The sequence below is a fragment of the Enterocloster bolteae genome, from assembly GCF_002234575.2.
Lineage (GTDB): Bacteria > Bacillota > Clostridia > Lachnospirales > Lachnospiraceae > Enterocloster > Enterocloster bolteae.
Window position 1 is genome coordinate 3,215,166 of record NZ_CP022464.2, and the last position, 20,220, is coordinate 3,235,385.

The following is a 20,220-nucleotide window of genomic DNA, read 5'->3' on the forward strand; positions in this document are numbered from 1 at the left end:
ATTTGAGTTTAACCTTCGATTGCAATATACTTTTTCTCCTCCACGGCCGGTTTGGCTTCTTTCTTGGGAACCAGCATCTTCAGGGTGCCGTCCTCGAATTTGGCCTTGATGTCCTCCTGGGTCACTGCGTCACCTACATAAAAACTTCTGCTGCAGGATCCGCAGTAGCGCTCCCTGCGGATGTAGGTTCCGTTGGAATCCTTTTCATCCCTGCTGGAATCTGTTGTGGCCTGTATGGTCAGATAGCCGTCCTTGAGTTCCGCCTTTACATCCTCTTTCCTGACACCCGGCATGTTCATGGTTATCTCATAGCCATTCTCAGTATCCCTGATATCGGTATTCATCATATCGAATGTCTTGTGGCTGCCGAATGAGTAATCAAAAAAGTCATCCAATAAGTTTTCTCCAAAAATACTAGGCATCAACATATGTCATCTCTCCTTTATTTAATAATCTATGAGGTTGTTATATTGTACTGGAACCGCATAGGAAGGAAACTGTAAAACTTATCTCATCTCCTCTTACATTCCCTTCTCTATCTGTTCTATATGTAATATAACACGCGTTATTAGCAAAGTCAAGAGTCGAGTGCTAATTTCACACTTTTTTCACATTTCGTATTCATTTGGGCTGTTTTTTTCACTTTTGCAGATTTCCCGGTACGTATTTACACATTGGGCCTGACGGGTTCTGCCAGGGATTTAAAACCTTCCTCATGAAATCTTTATAGTTACCTCATGATTTGGATATGGAATCTTTAAACCGTATGGTGCTACTATCATGTCATCCAAAGAAGTAATTCGATATATAAAGGAGGCGTATTGATATGAAGAAGGAATTCTGGAGTGATATGGCGGGTTTGGGAATTATGTTATTAGTCATGTTGGGAGCGGCTGCGCTCCGGGCGTATATCTGGCTGTAACCCCTGCTATTGCCGTTTGACGGAGTGCGGATTTAACATCAATTTATCATTTTACATCCTGTGTTTTCCTTAAATCAGTCAAAAAACGTGAAATATTACAGGAAATCCAAAGATCTTACCATGGAAAAATCCATGCAGGGCTCCTATACTTATAACAACACCATATGACAAATCCGGCAGGAAACAGAAGCCGGTGATATGCAAAGGAGTGTAAGATTATGACAAGTATGTTAGTTAAGTTTGAACAGCCGGAACAGGTGGTAGATTTTGTGAATACACTGAGCCATTATGACTGTGATGCAGATATCAAATATGGCAGCCGTATGGTAGACGCCAAGTCCGTTCTGGGAGTTCTTTACCTGGCGGTATCCCGCACAGTGGAGCTGATTCTTCACATTGATGAGGATGGCTCCGGGGATATAAAAAACAGACTTGCGAAATTTGCAGTATAGAAATTTGCAGTATAAACAGAACAGGATTCAAAAAAGCAGCCGGTTATGACTTAGCCGGCTGCTTTTGACTATCTGATTATAACTGTAATATTACAACTGTAACGGCGGCGGCGAACACGGCTGTATAGGCCAGCCCCAGAATTGCCAGACGCCAATATTCTTTTATAATTTTAAATGATTTCATACCGCATGCCTCCCGGATTTTATTTTATGCTTTTATTATATAAAATCCATGTAAATTCCAAGAGGCACATTTAGTAAATTCTTTGTAAAACAGTGTCTGGATATTAGGTTTTACCTTGCAGCTATCTGTTCCAGTACAGTATCTCGCCGTCATATTCCATGGTCAGATATTCTGTGTCATCCTCCGTTATCAGGTGGAGCGTCAGACTGTTTTGACTGTTCCCATGGTCCTCATAGGGCGTGATGGAGGCAGTAATGGAACTGCCTGTTTCAGTGGATCCGCCTGTCTCCGTACACTGCCCCTCTCCGCCGGTTCCGATGCCGATATAATACTCAATCTCTCCGTTATCGCTGATTTCCAGGCTGTTGCCCATATGCAGGCCGGTTCCAAACATTTCCAGCAGAGAGCCATGCTGCCGTAGTCCGGCATCTGTTTTCGGCCCGTTCAGGGTCCAGGAACCGGCGGCCTGACGGATGATTTCCTCAGAAACAACACGGGTCTCACTTATGCTCTCTTTTGCCGGTGGTTCCGCTGCTTTTAAGCTGTCCAGTTCCACGTCAAAAGATTGGTCCTGGATGATGCTGCCGCCGTTTGCAGCCGGGACCGTTTCATCACCGGCAGAATCCCCGGCCCGGGTGTCGGAATAAATATGAATCTCCTGGTCCGTCCCGTTACCGTCCGTCTTATCCTCATCCGCCCTGCCCTCATCCGCTCCGGCAGACACTGTTCCTTCTGCCCCAACAGCAGCTCCATCCGCCCCGGTCCCCGCAGCAGGCTCTGACTTCAGGCCGCAGCCGGACAGAACCAGCAGCCCCAGCAGACTTGCGATGCAAAGTATTTTTCCTGAATTCCTCAATTTAAAATCCTCCCTCATGTAATCCATATAAAATCCGTCATCTCCAACGGTTATGTCTGGTTTTATTGTAAACAAAAAGGATGTAAGTATCAACTTAACATCCCTTTCATATATCTTAATTTTTCCGAAGTATATTTGGAAGTGAAAACCTCCGGTCATCCGGACAACGGCCCGGATGAAAGAGGAAAGTTGACATAAAAATATTATGTCGACTACCGAGGGATTTTACAGCCCAATCCCCCCGGCCTGCGCCTAACAATACCACTATTCAATAGGCGCCTGATAAAATCCGCCGTAAAAGTTTTCCGTTTTAATCATATTGACAATGACATGGGGATCCTGCTCCCGCATGAGATGCACAATGTCATTCACCTCATAGGAGGACACCACGGTGTGAAGCAGATACATTTTCTTGTGACTGTAACCTCCCACCGCGTCCACACAGGATATGCCATGTCTGTACTGTTTGACGTACTGGTTTATGATTTCCGGCGCCTTGGTGGTGGTAATCTGCAGTGTAACCCGTTCATACCTGTGATGGAAGGCAGAGATGGCTTTGGTGGATACGAACTGGAACAGGATGGAATATCCTGCGTACAGCCATCCAAACATGTATCCGAAGATGCAGAGAATCACGCAGTTGCCTGCAAATACATATTCCCATATGGACCTTCCTGTCTTATTGGAAACATACAGGGCAATGAAGTCCGTGCCGCCTGTGGAGGCATTTCCCCTTAAGGCAATGGCAATGGACAGCCCGTACAGAAAACCGCCGAAAACCACATCCAGCAGCACGTCATTGAACAGGGGCTGAAAGCTGCATATTTTCAGAAAAAAGCTGGCCAGGAACACCTGCAGCATGGAATAAAAGGTAAAACGCATGCTTATGCTTCTGCTGCAGAGGATGGCCACCGGTATATTGAGGACCAGCATTCCCAGGGAGGTGGAAATATTGTGCCCGTAGAGGGAGGCAATCCTGTCAATGAGGATAGCCACACCGGTAAATCCGCTGGACAGAAGGTTGGCCGGCCGTATAAATGCCTGGATTACATAGGTCTGCAGCAGGGCGGACGCCACGACAGCCAGGATGGTTATGAGCCTTCTCACCAGTATGTTCTTTTTGTATTTTGCTATCATGGCCTATCTCCCCAACTCCCCAAGGCTGTCTAGAAGCTTACGGACCAGTGCCTCTGACACCACGTCATAGCAGTTTTCATGGGGCGGCTCTGCAAAGCCGTAGGTCACCCCGTGGGAAGTGGTGGTGGGGTCTGTCATCCAGTCCTTGCAGGAGCTGTGAACCTGCCTTATTCCGGTCTCTTCCATGAGCGTTCTGGCATTGGAGGCATTGATGCCGCTTCCGGCCAGGATTTCTATGCTGTTTCCATAAGACGACTGAAGAGCACCAAGCAGAGCCTTTCCCTCGACAGCCTTTGGTTTCAGTCCGCTGGTCAAAAGACGGTCCGCACCCAGCTCAATCAGTGTCTCAATGGACTCATAGGGGTTGGAGGTGCAGTCAAAGGCCCGGTGGAATACAGCTTCCTTTCCATGGCTGTGGATAATGGAAATCATTCGGGCATTCCTCTCCCTGTCAATAGAGGCATCTTCCCTCAGACAGCCAAAGGCAATGCCGTCCGCTCCGTGGCGGACCAGATGTTCGCATTCCCTGAGCATCACATTAAAATCCTCTTCACTGTAACAGAATCCGCCACCTCTGGGCCGGACCATGGCAATTACCTTCACATTGCAGTGCTCCTTCACCAGTTCCAGGGATGCCAGGGAGGGCGTAAGCCCGCCCAGGTGCAGGGCACAGTTCAGTTCAATCCGTCCGGCTCCTCCGGACGCAGCCTGCATGGCATCATAGTAGCTGCCGCAGCATATCTCCAACATATAAAAACCTCTCCTTCTTCCTGTCCGCCGGCACAGTACCGGCAAAAAGCCTAAAGCTGTGCCAGACGGTACAGAGCCAGTGCATATATTTTTGCGTTGGTTACCAGGTCGTCCACGGTCATCCACTCATTTGGATTGTGGCTGATTCCCTTTTGGCCCGGAAAGCTGGGACCGAATGGGACGATACCGGGCATGGCCTTGGCATAGGTTCCGCCGGTGGTGGTTACGGGAGTGCCGTTCATGCCGGTGACCCGCTCATAGCTGTCCTGCATGGCTTTTACCATAGGTGTATCCTTGGCAAAAACCACAGGATCATAATTTTGTACCAGCTCTGCCTTCAGACCGCAGCTCTCAGCCTTTTCCGTTATGGGCTTCATGATTTCCCGGATGGTGATACCGCCCGGATAGCTTAAGGTGGCCTCAAAGTATACCGTGTTTGCCGCGTTTCCGTTTCCGGCACTTACTTCTGTGTTTTTGTTTCCGGCATTTACACGGCGGATGTTCCCTTGACCGGCCTTCCAGACGGGATCTAATCCCAGTCTGTAACCGCGCATCTCCATCATACCATATTCTTCATGGTAATAGTCAATACCCAATCGGTCGCCTGTATTGCCTGCTCCGATAAAATATTTGTTTACAAAGTCGAAAAATGTACCCAGGCATTCCCTTGTGCCGGTGATGCGCACCACTGCCCTTCCCCGCTCGCTGTATACCACAGGATATTTGCAGTCCGGCGTAAATCCGTAAACAGGAGGCTTTTCTTTTGACAGATAGTATCTGAGATCCTCAAAACCCGTTTCCTCGTCACATCCGAAGATGATGCGCACCGGATGCCTGAGGGGAAGCCCCAGCGCCCTGACCGCGGCCAGGCCGTAGAGGCATGCCATGACTGGCCCTTTATTGTCCAATACTCCCCTGCTGTATATGACTCCGTTTTCCATATGGCCCTTAAAAGGCGGCTCCTTCCAGCCCTCTCCGGCCGGCACCACATCCACATGTCCCATGGCGCAGACATAGTCTTCTCCCCTGCCATAGAATGCGTATCCGATGTATCCGTCCAAATCCACAGTCTCAAAGCCCATATCCCTGCTGATGGATAGCGCCAGGTCCAGGGCCTTCTTTACACCAGGACCAAAGGGAGCCCCATCCCGGGCCTCCCTTTCCACGCTGTCAATACGCACCATCTGACGAACATGCTCCACCAGCCGGTCCCGGTTTTCGTCGATATAGTCCAGAAGCATTCTGTCAATCTGATTCTGTTCATCCATATTCCTATTCCTCAATGGGCGCCATGCGCGTCTTCATATAGTTTTCCATCCACTCATCCGATGCCTTTTCGTAGGTACAGAGGCCGTCCTCCTGGCGGGTCACCAGATACACGGTTGGTTCCAGGGCCTCTGTGACAACGGCAAAGGAAAATCCCTCTATGTTGGTGGCTACGCCCCACTCCCCCTTTGGGTTCATGGCTATAAGGGATAAATCCCCCGCCTCGCCCCTGCGTTCCTTAAGCTCTGCGTCCAGGCGGGCCACGGCGGTCTCACAGGCTTTTTGGGGATGCATACCCTCCCCCATGAGACGGACGATTTCATAGGAAATACAGCCCTTCATCAGGTCCTCGCCCAGGCCCGTGGCACTGGCAGCACCTTTTTTGCTGTCAGCATAGAAACCGGATCCGGATATGGGAGAGTCTCCTACTCTGCCTTTTTTCTTCATAAAGAGACCGCTGGTGGAGGTGGCGGCTGTCATTTTGCCGCTCATGTCCAGGCAGGCCATGCCCACGGTATCGTGGCCTGAGTATGGCTTAAGCTTTCCGGAGGCTGACTGGAGGGCCGCCTGGTCGGACATTTCCTTTAAACGCTTTCTGTAATGGGCCTTTGCCCGATCCGTCAGCATATTTTTGCGCTCAAATCCCTCCTTATGGGCGAATTTTTCAGCACCCTCCGCCACCAGCAGGCTGTTGACCTTTTCACGGCTCAGACGCCTGGCAATGGACACAGGATTGGCAAAGTCCCTGATGGCTGCAACAGCGCCTATATCCAGAGTATTGCCGTCCATAAATGCGGCATCCATCTCCACCTCCATCTCCTCATTTGGAAGCCCGCCGTAGCCCACAGATTTATAGTAAGGAAAATCCTCCACTTCCCGGATAGCAGACTCGACGGCATCTCCTGCGTCCCCGCCGTCCTTCAGCATTTCGGCGCCCTTAGTAATTCCTTCCACTGCCATGCGCCAGGTTGCAATCATACCCCACATCCTATATATCCTCCTCTATTTGAAACAGAATTTATGTTCCAGTTCCGCTGTATCGCTGCCGTCAGCCAGTGCCTTTGCCAGTGTGCACATGTTCTTAAGCGCGTCGTTTAGTCCCATTCCGCCCTTCTTTGGAGTTTCCACAATGGCCACCTTATCCTTGTAGGCGGCGATGGTATCCTTGTTCTCAACAGACATGGCTGCAAATGCCTTTGCCTTTGTGGTAGCGTTGATGTCGCATGCCACCTTGGCGCACATGCCCGCATAGTCAGCGAAGTTAAAGGCAGGGCCGCACATAACCACATCCGGCTGCAGCTTGTTTACCATGGCGCAGAGCTTGCGGCTGACCTCCTCCGGGTCAGCTAAGAAGGTTCCGTTGCCGCAGCACAGGCAGGCTGTCACATGGCCGTCCACCTTATTTAAGAAGGGCTCCATCATAACTGCGGGACCAATAGGCTCCTTTTTGCCTGTTAGGGGAACCATTGTGTCATCTTTTGTTCCAAGACCGGACTGTATCTGGTCGTATATCATAATAATTTTCATTATCTTCACCTCATATTCTTGTATCCCCACAGGGATTGTCAAAGGATGGACGGACCGTCAAAGGCAGCCGGCCTACAGGTCGTCAAAGGAAAGGTCGTCAAAGTCAATGTCATCGTCATCTGATTTGTCAGAAGCCTTGGCCTCATCTTCCAGATACTGCTTATCCATCATCTTAATAAACGGCATATAGATGAATACTCCCAGTATGAGAAGAAGCAGCTGCAGTACAGCTCCCTGCCATCCTGTTGCCAGGAATCCGGACAGTACCACGGGCATGGTCCATGGAATGGCGACGCCTGTACAGAGGGGAACCAGACCAATGCTCATGCAGAAATAAGAAATTACGATGTTTATAGTGGGCACCAGCATGAAGGGAATGAGAATCATTGGGTTCAGCACAATGGGAAGGCCGAATACAAGAGGTTCATTGATGCCGAATACACCGGGTATAAACGCCAGTTTGCCTAATTCCTTGATACGTTTGGAGTGGCAGAATAAAAGCATTGCAATGAGCAGCGACAATGTAGAACCGCATCCTCCAAAGGTTGCGAACAAATCCTGGAACTGCTGGGAAATAATATTGGGCAGCGGCTGGCCTGCCTGGAATGCAGCCAGGTTGTCGGCGGACAGTGTCTGAAGGATGGGATTGAACACAGCGCCTACAACGGAACCGCCGTTCACTCCAAAGAACCAGAAGAAGTGAAGGAATATATATGCGATTACCATGGCCGGAAGTGTATTGCCCAGTTTTAAAAGCGGTGTCTGTAAAATTGTAAAGATGAAGTTAAATGCGTTTTTATAAGGCGTCATTGCAAACACGATATTCATGATAAAGAATACCAGTATGGACACACCTGCAGGAATCAGGGCCGAGAATGACTTTGATACTGTAGGAGGAACGCCGTCAGGCATTTTGATGACCCAGCCCTTTTTGTTTACCCATGCATAAATATGGACTGACAGGAAGGCCACGATGATTCCCACGAAAATACCCTTGGACCCCACCCAGTTTAACGGAATTCCGGTGACGCTGGAACCGCCGTCCACAAGAATCTCATAGGGCATGATGAGGAACCAGCTTACCAGGGCAATGGCTGCTCCGAACAGCTTATCTACGTTCATCTGCTCCGCGAAGGAATAGCCAATGCCTATAACGGCCAGCACTGCCATGATGGAGAAGGTGGCGTCAGTGGGCTTTGAAAAATAGGATGCCCAGTTGTCCCCGAAAAACCGCGCCCAGAAATCCGTCCATCCCGGTATTGGGAAGTTGGCAACCAGCAGGAAAAAGGACCCTACGATTAACAGCGGCATGGACAGCAGGAAGCCGTCACGGATGGCAATGAGATATTTATTTTTTCCGATTTTCTCTGCCAGCGGCATGAGTACGGACTCTAACTTATTTAGCATGATTCATGTTCCCCCATTTCAACTATGATTGTTTTAGCACAGGCGGGCTAAGATGCTGCGCCGGACTGTTATTTTGCTGCTTTCATGAGCTTGATCGCTGATTTCAGTACTTTCTCACCGTTCATCATACCGTAATCCGTCTGATCGATAACCTGAATCGGAATGCCCTTGTCGCCGTACTTTTCAACAATCTCGCCATAGCGGTATTTGACCTGGGGCCCTAAGAGAATCACATCCGGGTGCTTCTCATCAATAATCTGGCCAATCTTTCCGTCCGGGAATGCCTCTACTTCAATGGGAAGGTCATGGGAATTGGCTACGTCCTGCATCTTGCTTGCCAGCATACTGGTGGACATTCCTGCGCTGCAAAATAAATATACTCGTTTCATGATTAAATCCTCCTTGATATCTATATAGTTTCCTTTTATTGTTCCTGTTTTATACCGATGGGTAAAATACGGTGTCTGAATTAACGGTTTTCCAGCTTTTTTTCCAGTTCAGCGATTCGCTCGTAGCTGGCAATCATCTCTTCCGCGATGATTTTAAAGCCTTCCGCACTCATGAGCTGGTCTTCCGCATGAACCAGAATCATGGAGCCGCCTACCTGCTCTCCCTGTGCTTCCTTCTGAATCAGTTCAAAGTGGGCCTCATGTCCAACCAGAAACATCTCCTGGCCTGCCTTTATACATTCCCTGGCTCCCTCAAAGTCTCCCTGCTTTGCTTTCTGGATTGCTTCGATGTAGCTGGAACGCGCGCCTCCCACATTGGAGATAATCTTGAAGCAAATCATTTCTAATCCCTCTACCATTTTGCTGCCTCCTTATTGTTTTTGAAACGAGAAAATGCAACAAAACCATTCTGTTTGCTGCATTTCTTATTAAGTTGCCTTAATTATAAGGCAGTTATTCACTTTTTTTCATTAAAGACATTTCCTAGCTGTTAGGAAATTCAACCCATAATTCTGTCAATAAATTCCTCATAGCTGCATGGAGCCACTAATTTTGCCAGCTCCTCCGGCTGGTTTACCACATTGGATACCCAGTCAAAGAAAATTTTAATCATTCTGGCATCCCCTTCGTTGATGGCGAAAAGCATGACCAGACGCACCTCAAAGGCTCCCCATTTCACCGGATTCTTAAGCTGTGCCACGGCAATGGTGGAATTTCTGGCAAAGGCGCCAAAGGCATGGGGAATGGCAAATGTGTTCACAAAGGAGGTGGGCGACATCTGCTCCCTCTTTAAGACCACTTCCGTGAATTCCGGTTCCACGATGCCCTCTTTTTCCAGGCCCGCGCACAGCATACGGATGATTTCTTCCGGCTGGTCCATGTCTACCTGGGAGTGATAATGCTCTTTTCGTATCAGGTTCCCGATATGGGATGTAAACTCCAGACGGAAGCCTTTTTTATCCAGCCGGTTAATGGCCTGGAGAATCTTTGACTCTGTTTCCGAGTCCACAAACAGGTTAATGGAAACAGTCTCCACATCCAGTCCGTGCTCCAGTGGAAAGGTGCTGAGAAGTAAATCCGGGTCCAGGGCCGATACCTCATCCTCCTCAAAATAGCCGAATGCCTTTACCACTTCCATACGTTCGCGGAACATGTCGGATATCTTCTTCACGCACATGTCGGAAAAAGACTGGTTGTGGGGCAGAATCATCACAGCCCTGTACTTTCTCACGGAATTCATGCGCTCACTGGCAGCTCCCAGGTGAAGGGCAATGTAACAGCTTTCCACATCTGATATGGGCCGTTCCAGCCGCTGCTCCAGAAACTCCAGCACATAGATTCCCATTTCGAAAACAAGGGGATATTTGCGCTTGATTTCCTCCACAAACACATCCTCCATCCGCACCTGGTTCTTGACACGTTCGATGAGTCCGTGAAAATGCATTTTAAGCCCCGCCACCAAATCTGCGTCCTGCCTGAAATCCAGGCCGAACAGGGCATAAACCTGTTCCAGGGCTTCAGCCACCAGCTTCTTGGTATTCATCCATTTTCCGTTGTAATTGACAAAATCGCTGGTATAGTTGGAAGCCCGCCTGCCCATGATTACCAGGGCGAACATGCCCACCTCGCCGTCGTGGACCGTTATGTGCAGCCGCTTGGAAATGCGGTCAAAGAAGGTCTGGGCTATCTGGTACTCAATGGTATCCTCCAGCCCCTGCATTCCCTCCTCCATATTGATGTAATTGGCGCAGTTCATCCGTTCAATGCTGGTCCCCGCATGGAGAATCAGCATGGGAAACATGGACTCATGGATGGAATAGTCGTATTCCTCCAGCACATCCACAAAGATATCCTTGACCTCAATCAGGTTAAAACTTCTGTAGAGATGGGCCAGGGTGTTCAGATTAAGAAAATTCTCCTGCACCTCAGCCACCAGTAAATCCCGGTAAAAACGGCGCTTGCTGGCCTCGTCTCCCTTTAAGGAGATGCATTCCTTGTTCCGCACCAGCTTCAGGCCGCTGTATGGCTCCAGCATCTTTCGTATGCGCTTTAAATCATTGTCAATGGAATAACCGCTGACATAGATCTGGCTCTGGAGCATGGTAAGGTTCAGCTCCTTTACCTCAAACAGCAGCTTTTGTATCATGTATGCACAGCGGGCGCCGGGAGTCTGGGGAATGTCTGCCTCCCTTGTTTCTGCCCCTGACGCCAGGGCAGGCCGTGCCTCCTCGCACAGCCTGTATCCCTGACGCACATTGGACTCAATGGGCGGCGGGTCCGTGTGCTTATTGATGGCCTCCACATCGGAGCGGATGGTCCGGTCCGACACCTGCAGAAGGCCGGCCAGCTGCCGGCTGGTCATCCAGTCCCTCCGCTCTGATAATATGGCAAGCAGCTGTTCCTGTCTTTTATTCTGCATGGTTAAACTCCTTCTCTTACAGTCTTATACAATACGGAATGCGAACACCTTCCAGGGCTCGATATAGTCTAACAGTACATGTTCATACTCAGGCAGATGTCCAATCACGTTCTTGCGGCCGTCATTGGGCATATCCTTTGTGACGATGTGGAGCTCTCCTTTGTATTTCAGGTAACCGTCATTGAGAATGACCACATCGCCCGGCCGTAAGTCCCTGGTGTTGCCAGCCGGAATGGACTGGTCTGCAAATGTTACCCTGGGCCAGGTGGATCGGATCATGTATTCGCTCATATCCCCTCTCACCACATGCTTTGGCTCATAGTCCAGGATCTGCTTCTCTGTGTCCGTCAGCTCCTTTTCCAGTTCAATGCCGAAGGTAAGGATGCTGGGATTGACTGCTGCGCAGGCATGGAGCTCCTCGTCCGTTGCATAGGCATTGGCAATCAGCACATCATCTACCATGCCGGTGGCAAACATATGGCGCACCTGGAAATCCAGAGGAAGGCCGCGGTGCATTTCCAGGGTGCAGAGTCCTTCGTTTAAAGGCCATGGACCGTAAGCTCCGGGCGCATTGCTGGATACAAAGGCAGCCACCTTAAGACCCAGTGACTTCATCTTGTCATTGCACCTGTTAAAATGCTTCAGGCTCAGTCCTGTGTATGCCTGCGGATAAAAGTTATGGCAGGTAATTAACTTCTCACGGTCCGGATGGTGATCCATGATGTTTTCCACATAGACCAGCTTGGTGCTGGCATTCAGCTCCAGCTTCAGCCCCTGCGGATTATAGGTCATAAGGCTTTCCTTCATGCCGTCAAAACCCTCGTCCAGCCGGATGCCGTCCACATGCATTTCCCGGAACACAGACAGGTCCTCATAGGAGATTCCCAACCTTGAAAATACGGAGGGGCTTACATCCGGAATGATTTCCATACCGCAGGCATGGGCTTCGTCAGCCAGACGGCGGAACTGTCCGATGATTTCCTCACCGCTCTTTTCACCAACACTTAAAAGACAGGTAAAAATCCTCTTATAACCCAGTTTACCTGCCTTTCTGATATACGCTATATCCTGTTCTTCTGTGGAATGCTCCGGATAAATAGAAATACCTAATCTTGCCATAATAATAACCCCTCTTTCCAGATTTGAACTGCAAAGCAGTTCTTTGATATTAACTATAGCCTGTCAAGAGGGGATTTTGCGGTAAATCCGTTTCCTAGCTGTTAGGAAACGGATTTATTATATCATAGCCGCCTGTCAGAGCGTATTTATAAAATGGTGCGCATGAGTCCTTTTAGGAAACCGGAGGCCTGGCCCTCGTCAGGTCCTTCCACCGTAAGCTCCAGGCGTTCTCCCTGGTGTGCGCCCAGGCTCATGAGAGCAAGGACATTCTTACAGTCCGCTGTACCCTTTTGGCTTTTAAGGGTTATACGGCTCTCATATTCCGCGGCCGCCCTGCTCAGACTCATAGCATTGGTAGCATGAAGCCCCTGCTTGTCAGATACTACATATTTATAACTTATCATTTCATCATCACCCTTAATTTATTCTCCCCCCATTTTAACATAGTTAACTTTTCTTGACAACCAGGTGTGTTGACAGGTAGAATAGAAAAAGCCGTGCAGCATTCCGGTAAAGATAAAATACCGAAGGCGCTGAAACGGCAGAGAAAGAAAAGACCAGAAAGGATTGGTTGGAACCCACATGAAATTACAGCGTCTTCTGAGCCTGACACGCCAGGCTCTTGATACATACGGGCTGATTCAGGACGGTGACCGTATCGCCATAGGAGTGTCCGGCGGAAAGGACAGCCTGACATTGCTCCATGCCCTTCATCATCTGAGGAGGTTTTACCCTGAAAAATATGAACTGTGCGCCATTACGGTGGATTTGGGGCTTGGCAATATGGATTTGGAACCGGTGGCAGCTATGTGCCGGGAATTTGAGATTCCATATGAAATCATCTCCACAGAAATCGGCGCGGTCCTCTTTGATATCCGCAAGGAAACCAACCCCTGTTCTCTTTGTGCCAAGATGCGAAAAGGCGCTCTCAATGAAAAGGCCAAGGAGATGGGATGCAACAAGATTGCCTATGCTCATCACAGGGATGATGTGATCGAGACCATGATGATGTCACTGTTCTATGAGGGAAGGTTCCACTCCTTCTCACCCCTTACCTATCTGGACCGCATGGATCTGACCGTCATCCGTCCCATGATTTTTGTCACGGAGGCAGATGTCATAGGATTCCGGAACAAATACCAGCTTCCTGTATGCAAAAACCCATGCCCCATGGACGGATACACAAAGCGGCAGTATATTAAGGAGCTGATACACAGGCTGCAGGAGGACAATCCTCATATAAAAGACTGTATGTTCCGGGCAATCCTTGACGGCAGCATAAAAGGATGGCCCCAGGCGTTGAAATAATGCCTGAGGCCATCCTTTTGCACTTCCCCTGTGCTTCTATTCCGGGGTGGTCTTTGATGCCGGGTACTGCTTCAGATACCGGTGCTGCTTCAGATGCCGGGTATTGCTTTAGATGCCGGGTACTGCTTCAGATACCGGAACCTGCTTTAGATTCCTGGGCCGCCCTCGTCCGTACCGCTTTGGGCCTGGCCAGGGCCGTTGTCCTGGCTTCCTGGGCCCGGGCCGCTGCTGCCGGAATCAGATTCGGAGCCAGGGGAGGAACCGGAGCCCGGCTTCTCTGTCTCAGGGGCCTTTGTGGGATGGCTGCCGGAAGGTTCTGCGGCGCCGCTGCCGCCCGGGCCGCTGCTTCCCGGTCCCTGTTCCTCATCCGTATGTTTGGTGCTTTCAGGAGCCTTTGTGGGTTTGCCTGATACGCCCGGCCCCACTTCTTCGGTCTCTTCTGTTTCTTCGGTACTCTCCTGGGTTGTCTCCTCTGTCTCTTCCGTCTCCCCGGTACTCTCCTGCGTTGTCTCCACAGGCGCTGTTGTTTCGGGCGGAGGTGTCTCTGCCGGTACATTCTGGGCAGGCGCCTTATCTCCTGATGAACTTCCTCCTGAGGAGCCGCCTCCGGAAGGAGCTGCCTTGCCCTCCTCATAAAGCCCTGTTTCTTCCGAGATATGGGCGCTGATTTTACGGACAGCGGAGGATGGACTGTAGGACGTCTCCTGGCCGTACAGGAACTGATGAAGAAGGACTACATTGCTTTCCAGGGTGGTGGGCACCACGCAGTCCATCTTTCCGATTTTCATGGTCTGCCTTGAGAATGGGAAACCGGCAGTCTCTCCGATGTGATACTTACCGATATCCTTTGCCAGAGGCAGTACATCGTCTACTCCTACGCTGGTGGAAATTTCCTGCACCATGTAGCCTGCCAGCGAGGTCAGAGTTGAGAGGTCAGCCTGCTTTGCTTTTGCCAGGGCAAGCTCTACCACCTTTCTCTGGCGCTCCGTTCTCTGGAAATCCGTATCCATGAGACGCAGACGGCTGTAGGCCACAGCCTGGACGCCGTCTAAATGGTTCATCCCGGCCTGCTCCAGCTGATAGGAACCAATACCTGTTGAATTGACGGTTTCTGTAATGAAGCCGTTGATATACTTAAATTCCGCAGGCGTGATTTCCAGGTCTATGCCGCCTAGAATGTTAATCGCCTCAGCCACTGACTTCCAGTTAAAGGTGGCATAGTCATCAATCTTGATATCCAGGTTTTCCTCCAGGGCTGACACTGCCTGCTTATGTCCACCCTTAAAGTATGCTTCATTAATTTTGTGATAGGTTCCCTCGGAATTGATTTTCAGGTATGTATCCCTGTAAACGCTGACAAGGCGGATTTCCCCTGTAGCTCTGTCAATGCTGCATATCATCTGAACATCTGCCAGTGCGTTTTTTGTATTGCCATCTCTGCTGTCCACTCCAAAAACAGCTATATTCCAGTAGCCTGTAGGTTTGTGAAGGAACAGCCAGGCTCCATACCCTATGAATGCAACCAGAAGGAGCAAAAGAATCCCCTTCCATCTGCCTTTTTTACGTCGTTTTGCCATTTGTCCCTGCTGCCGTCCGGCAGATGTCCTGCCCCTTTCCATAGTATCCTGCTGCCTTTTTGCGGTGCGCCCCTGATTTCTTGAAACGGACGGTGCTGTTCTGGCCCGGTCCTGATTAGAGGAGGCACTTCCCGGCTGACGGGATTTCCTGCCCTGGGCATTTCTGTTTCCCGCGGACTGCGCCTGACGCCGTCCTTCGGCAGAACCAGACGAACCATAAGAGGATCTAAGCCGGCGGGCGGGCATGGGAGGTTCGTCGTCCAGATAGTCCTCCATGGGAAAATCAATCTGCCTGTCCTCTTCTGCGTCGTATTCCTCACCGTAATAGTACTCCTCGTCATACTCCTCGCGGCCGTCATAGGATTGTCTGGCACTTCTGCGCTCACCGGCTGGCTGTACAGGCCTCGGATATGCCCTGCTGCTCTGTCTGCCGCTTTCCTGCCTGCCGCTGCCTCTTCTGGCACGTGCCCTCATGCGTTCCAGCTCATCGTCATTTTCTCTGTTATTCATGATTATACTCCTCTTTATCTATTTGGTTCTTATGCGGAAATCATTCCAGAATACGCAAGTAACTCTCCCAGTTACTTGTCACGGTTCCCACTTCCACATTATTGGAATTGCCTGTGGTCTCCTGGATACAGAGCATATTCCCCTCTGCTGTCCAGCCCAGGAATATTACCACATGGGCCATGGGATTAAACCGGATACAGATGTCTCCCGGCAGCAGTTCATCCCTGGCTACCGGTGAACCGCAGCCCAAAAGTGTACCGGTACTCTGGGCCCCCAGCCCTTTTCCGGTGACCGACCAGTATACCCAGTTGATCCAGCCGGAACAATCCAGTCCCTTTAAAAGCCTGCCGTCCTCATCCGGGACAGTCAGTGAGCCGAAGCCATTTCCGGTATAACCAGGTGCTGATGGTTTGCCTCCCCAGTAGTAAGGAATCTTACCTACCGATGTAAGGGCATACCGCACGAAATCTTTACGCTGCCGGCTGGCGTCTTCCGGAACCAGACTCATGTATAATTCAATCTCCTGGGAATTCAAAAGTCCTTTTACCGGATAGTCAACTGTATAAAGACCATATTCCTGGGACCAATCCTGGGCCAGCAGCGCGCCTGCCATGTTTCTGGTATCCGCATTCCAGCCTGTCCAGCCGGAAGCCTTGACAGCTTCCAGTGTATCTGCTGCCTGGAATAGACTGTCTGCCTCGGCAGTGCCTTTGACCACGGCCAGTACCGTACAGTCCACATGGCCCGGACAGGTCTGGGAGCCGTCTGCCGGACCTGTATCAGAATCCCCGGATCCGACGGATGACGCATCAGAAAAACTGGCCACGGCTGCTGTCTCAGCTTCTGCTGCACTGGCTGCCATTGAGCTAACTGGTTCTCCACCAGCTGCTCCTGACTCAACTGCTTCCGTCCCAGCGGCTGCTGTTCCAACGGTTTCTGCGCCAGCTACTGCTTCAACTGCTTCAGCACCAGTTGTTTCCGACCCAGCTACTGCTGCTTCAACTGCTTCAGCACCAGCTATTTGCGACCCAGCTACTACTGCGCCAGCTGTTTCACCTCCAGCTGCTTCCGACCCAGCTACTGCTGCCCCAACTGCTTCAGCTCCAGCTGCTTCCGACCCAGCTATTACTGCGTCAGCTGGTTCAACACCAGCTGTTTGTGCTCCAGCTGCTTCCGTCCCGAATTCCTCCGCGTCCCTTTGCCCGTCTGCTGCTTCGTCCAGGCAGCTGCCGTCACAATAATAAATTCCGCCTATGCGCACAGAGTACTTGTGTGAAGCGTTCCACAGCTTGTCCGCACAGTCCTCCATTGTTTTCATATCTTTAAGTATGCCGAAGTAATGCAGGGTATTGATAATAGAAATGATTTCCCTTGCGTTAGAAGTGCTTCCGGTTTCCTGTTGTTCGCTGTTTACAAAGTGCACGGATATGTTCCGGAACTCCGGTATGATGCCGGATGGTGAAGTGACGGCTGTCTCCGGAAGTCCCAGCAGGGCTGCAAGCTGCTGGGGCGTATAATTGTACAGGTCATATAGACCCGATATCCACGACGCGTCCTTTAAAGCCAGCAGATCATAGAGCCGGCCCGCATAGCTGTCAGCCGGATCCGTGGAATCTGCCCCATCCTCATAGAGATAGGCCAGGTTAAGTACCTGGGAATCCATCATGTCCGCATTGGAAGGAGTTGCATCCCGGCAGGCCGCACCTGGCGGAAAGAGAAAGGAAGGCGAACCCGGAGCCAGATCTATGTATTGTGAGGTGGTTTCTACGGCCCCTCCCTCAGAGCGGCCGGCAGCGGGAGCATTCAGTCTCCCGCTGTAACGCCCCGCCATATAGGACATTGCGCAGGCGCACACTACAGTCACGGCCAGGGCCGAACACTGCAGAATCTCTCGTTTGTATTTTTTTATCACCTGTATGTAATCGCTTTTTTTCATGTTGTGCGTCCTGTTGTGATTCATAAATCATATAATTGCACCGCCCCTCATTATATCACACAGGCAGGTGAATGAATAGAACAAAAGTCTTAAAGAATCTTTAAAATCGCGCATAAAACAGGGATTATGCCGGGCACCGGCAGGGCGGCTCACCCAAAATATGGTTGACGCATAAAATAGAGTGAGCTATAATATTCACAATCTGTCACAGGAGGGACAGAGACACATAGCAAAGCTAAGCGCCATGCACCTTTTAGCGGGTACGTGAACAGCAGGAACGTCTGCTGCCGTTTATAAGGTTAACGAGGTGGAGAGAGAATCGAGAAATTCGGCGGGTGCTCTCCCATGCTGTCCGGGCGTGTTGCATACTGGAAAATATGCGGGTAACTGCAAAACAAAGCCAGTGTGACCGGATGTATGATATCAGTAAAATGGATAAAAAATGGAATGCTGAAAACTGCCTGTATAAGACAGCTTAGTTTTTTGCTGTCTTTTTCAGGAACAACAATTGCAGTTAAAATAACTGTAACTAACAAAGAAAGGCAGAACAAATTATGTGTGGAATAATTGGATATACAGGCCCTTTGGAGGCCAAGGATGTATTGTTAAAGGGACTCGCAGGACTGGAATACAGAGGATATGACAGCGCCGGTATTGCTTACTTCAACCAGGATTCCCAGGTCAGGAGCATTAAAAAGGTGGGCAAGGTAGCCGCCCTTAGGGAATGTGTAAAATCAACCTGCGAGATATCCCACTGCGGAATCGGCCATACCCGCTGGGCCACTCACGGAGGTGTAACGGACGCCAATGCCCATCCCCACAGCTTCGGACAGGTAACCCTGATTCACAATGGAATCATCGAAAATTACCGCCAGCTAACGCAGGAATATGGCTTGGAAGGCCGTCTTGCCTCCCAGACTGACAGCGAGGTAGCTGCGGCTGTTCTGGATTCTGCTTACAGGGGATGCGGCCAGGATCCGCTGAAGGCTATCGCAGCCTTTACAGGTATGCTTGAAGGCTCCTATGGTTTTTGTATCCTTTTTGCGGACCGTCCCGGTGAGATATATGCCGTAAGGAAGGTAAGCCCCCTTGTTGCTTCCTACACCCACTCAGGAGCGCTTGTAGCCTCGGATCTTACGGCCCTGATTTCTTATACCAGGGAGTATTTTGTGGTCCCGGAGGGCTGTATTGTGCGCCTGACGCCATACAAAGTCCGTGTATATGATATGGACTTTAACCGTGTGGAGCCGGAAACACTGGAGGTCAGCTGGAACATGGACGCGGCCATGAAGAACGGATACCCCCACTTCATGCTCAAGGAAATCCACGAACAGCCGGAAGCCCTTAAAAATACCATTCTTCCAAGGATGTTGGACCGTCTGCCGGATTTTAGAGATGACGGTATTCCGGACTCCTTATTCGCAGAGTGTTCCCAGGTGCGGATTATTGCCTGCGGTACAGCCATGCATGCGGGAATGGTGGCAAAAGCACTGATGGAGCCCATGCTCCGTATACCCGTCACCGTGTCCATTGCATCTGAATTCCGGTACGAGGATCCGCTGATTGATTCCAGCACCCTGGTCATAGTCATATCACAGTCAGGAGAGACCATTGACACACTGGCCGCCATGAACCTGGCTAAAAGTCTTGGCTCTGTCACCCTCTCCATTGTCAATGTAAAGGGTTCCACCATTGCCAGGGAAAGCGATTACGTATTATATACACATGCAGGCCCTGAGATTGCTGTTGCCAGTACAAAGGCTTATTCCGTGCAACTGGCTGCCCTCTACATGATTGGCTGCCGCATGGCTCTGGTCCGCGGGGCCTTTGGCCAGGATGAGGCACGGGAATTTATGACGGATCTGCTGGATGTCATACCGGCTATGGAAACCGTTATTGGACAGTCTGAATTTATCCAGTCCTTTGTGCGCCACCTGATTCGTGAGAGAGACACCTTTTTTATTGGAAGAGGCCTGGATTACGCCTTTTCCCTGGAGGGGGCCCTTAAGCTTAAGGAAATCTCCTATATCCACGCGGAGGCATATGCCGCCGGTGAACTGAAGCACGGAACCATTGCCCTGATTTATGACAATGTGCCTGTCATAGCAATAGCAACTCAGGACCATGTATTTGCCAAGACCATTTCCAATATCCGGGAGGTAAAGGCCCGGGGCGCTTACGTCATCCTTCTGGCCAAGAAACAGTCTGTGGTGGAGGATGGAGTGGCTGATATAGAACTTCGGATACCGGACCTGGAAGACCGCTTCACCGTGTTTCCCATTGCAGTGGCCCTGCAGCTGATTGCCTATTATGCTTCCATCGGCAAACATCTGGATGTGGATCAGCCCCGCAACCTGGCCAAATCTGTTACGGTGGAGTGACAGCTCACAGCTCATCTTTT

18 protein-coding genes are annotated in these 20,220 nt (G+C 50.4%); 3 read left to right on the plus strand and 15 right to left on the minus strand.

From position 1 onward, the window contains the following. Positions 1 to 8: 8 nt before the first annotated feature. Positions 9 to 428 (minus strand): Hsp20/alpha crystallin family protein, encoded by a 420-nt coding sequence (locus tag CGC65_RS15125; RefSeq protein ID WP_002567696.1) that lies wholly within the window; start codon positions 426 to 428, stop codon positions 9 to 11. 712 nt (positions 429 to 1,140) lie between these two features. Between CGC65_RS15125 and CGC65_RS15130 the strand changes: the two genes are divergently transcribed. After that, complete coding sequence (locus CGC65_RS15130) at positions 1,141 to 1,374, plus strand: HPr family phosphocarrier protein (protein ID WP_002567698.1); 234 nt, start codon at positions 1,141 to 1,143, stop codon at positions 1,372 to 1,374. 305 nt (positions 1,375 to 1,679) lie between these two features. On the opposite strand, the gene CGC65_RS15135 is transcribed toward CGC65_RS15130, so the two are convergent. The 12 genes from CGC65_RS15135 to CGC65_RS15190 form a co-directional block, all read right to left on the minus strand. Continuing rightward, positions 1,680 to 2,414, minus strand: coding sequence for a hypothetical protein (locus CGC65_RS15135; protein WP_235622226.1), 735 nt, complete (start codon positions 2,412 to 2,414; stop codon positions 1,680 to 1,682). 264 nt (positions 2,415 to 2,678) lie between these two features. After that, the gene (locus CGC65_RS15140) at positions 2,679 to 3,551 is read right to left on the minus strand and encodes a YitT family protein (protein ID WP_002567701.1); all 873 of its coding nucleotides are present in this window, start codon (positions 3,549 to 3,551) and stop codon (positions 2,679 to 2,681) included. Between the two features lie 3 nt (positions 3,552 to 3,554). Next, entirely contained in the window at positions 3,555 to 4,301 is a 747-nt protein-coding gene (locus CGC65_RS15145; protein ID WP_002567702.1) for a copper homeostasis protein CutC, read from the minus strand. Between the two features lie 50 nt (positions 4,302 to 4,351). Further along, a complete protein-coding gene (locus CGC65_RS15150) occupies positions 4,352 to 5,569 on the minus strand; it encodes a Sapep family Mn(2+)-dependent dipeptidase (RefSeq protein ID WP_002567703.1) in 1,218 nt (405 codons plus the stop codon). A gap of 4 nt (positions 5,570 to 5,573) precedes the next feature. Beyond that, a complete protein-coding gene (locus CGC65_RS15155) occupies positions 5,574 to 6,554 on the minus strand; it encodes a N(4)-(beta-N-acetylglucosaminyl)-L-asparaginase (RefSeq protein WP_002567704.1) in 981 nt (326 codons plus the stop codon). 15 nt (positions 6,555 to 6,569) lie between these two features. Further along, positions 6,570 to 7,094 (minus strand): GrdB-related putative oxidoreductase, encoded by a 525-nt coding sequence (locus tag CGC65_RS15160; protein WP_002567705.1) that lies wholly within the window; start codon positions 7,092 to 7,094, stop codon positions 6,570 to 6,572. 72 nt (positions 7,095 to 7,166) lie between these two features. Further along, positions 7,167 to 8,501 (minus strand): PTS cellobiose transporter subunit IIC, encoded by a 1,335-nt coding sequence (gene celB, locus CGC65_RS15165; protein WP_002567706.1) that lies wholly within the window; start codon positions 8,499 to 8,501, stop codon positions 7,167 to 7,169. 68 nt (positions 8,502 to 8,569) lie between these two features. Next, positions 8,570 to 8,890, minus strand: coding sequence for a PTS sugar transporter subunit IIB (locus CGC65_RS15170; protein WP_002567707.1), 321 nt, complete (start codon positions 8,888 to 8,890; stop codon positions 8,570 to 8,572). Positions 8,891 to 8,970: 80 nt separating this feature from the next. Next, positions 8,971 to 9,309, minus strand: a complete 339-nt coding sequence (locus CGC65_RS15175) for a PTS sugar transporter subunit IIA (protein ID WP_002567708.1) — start codon at positions 9,307 to 9,309, stop codon at positions 8,971 to 8,973. Between the two features lie 140 nt (positions 9,310 to 9,449). After that, a complete protein-coding gene (locus CGC65_RS15180) occupies positions 9,450 to 11,369 on the minus strand; it encodes a BglG family transcription antiterminator (RefSeq protein WP_002567709.1) in 1,920 nt (639 codons plus the stop codon). Positions 11,370 to 11,393: 24 nt separating this feature from the next. Continuing rightward, a complete protein-coding gene (locus CGC65_RS15185) occupies positions 11,394 to 12,488 on the minus strand; it encodes a DUF871 domain-containing protein (protein ID WP_002567710.1) in 1,095 nt (364 codons plus the stop codon). Between the two features lie 146 nt (positions 12,489 to 12,634). Then, positions 12,635 to 12,892 (minus strand): HPr family phosphocarrier protein, encoded by a 258-nt coding sequence (locus tag CGC65_RS15190; protein ID WP_002567711.1) that lies wholly within the window; start codon positions 12,890 to 12,892, stop codon positions 12,635 to 12,637. A 178-nt stretch (positions 12,893 to 13,070) separates the two neighbouring features. Between CGC65_RS15190 and CGC65_RS15195 the strand changes: the two genes are divergently transcribed. After that, positions 13,071 to 13,796: a tRNA 2-thiocytidine(32) synthetase TtcA gene (locus CGC65_RS15195; protein WP_002567712.1), complete on the plus strand. Its 726-nt coding sequence runs from the start codon at positions 13,071 to 13,073 to the stop codon at positions 13,794 to 13,796. Between the two features lie 146 nt (positions 13,797 to 13,942). Here CGC65_RS15195 and CGC65_RS15200 read toward each other — a convergent pair whose 3' ends face one another. Both CGC65_RS15200 and CGC65_RS15205 read right to left on the minus strand, forming a co-directional pair. Then, complete coding sequence (locus tag CGC65_RS15200; RefSeq protein ID WP_002567713.1) at positions 13,943 to 15,883, minus strand: LCP family protein; 1,941 nt, start codon at positions 15,881 to 15,883, stop codon at positions 13,943 to 13,945. A 40-nt stretch (positions 15,884 to 15,923) separates the two neighbouring features. Then, a complete protein-coding gene (locus CGC65_RS15205) occupies positions 15,924 to 17,819 on the minus strand; it encodes an NlpC/P60 family protein (RefSeq protein ID WP_002567714.1) in 1,896 nt (631 codons plus the stop codon). Positions 17,820 to 18,373: 554 nt separating this feature from the next. Between CGC65_RS15205 and glmS the strand changes: the two genes are divergently transcribed. Continuing rightward, on the plus strand, positions 18,374 to 20,200 hold the full coding sequence (gene glmS, locus CGC65_RS15210) for a glutamine--fructose-6-phosphate transaminase (isomerizing) (protein ID WP_002567715.1): 1,827 nt from the start codon (positions 18,374 to 18,376) through the stop codon (positions 20,198 to 20,200). Positions 20,201 to 20,220: the final 20 nt, after the last annotated feature.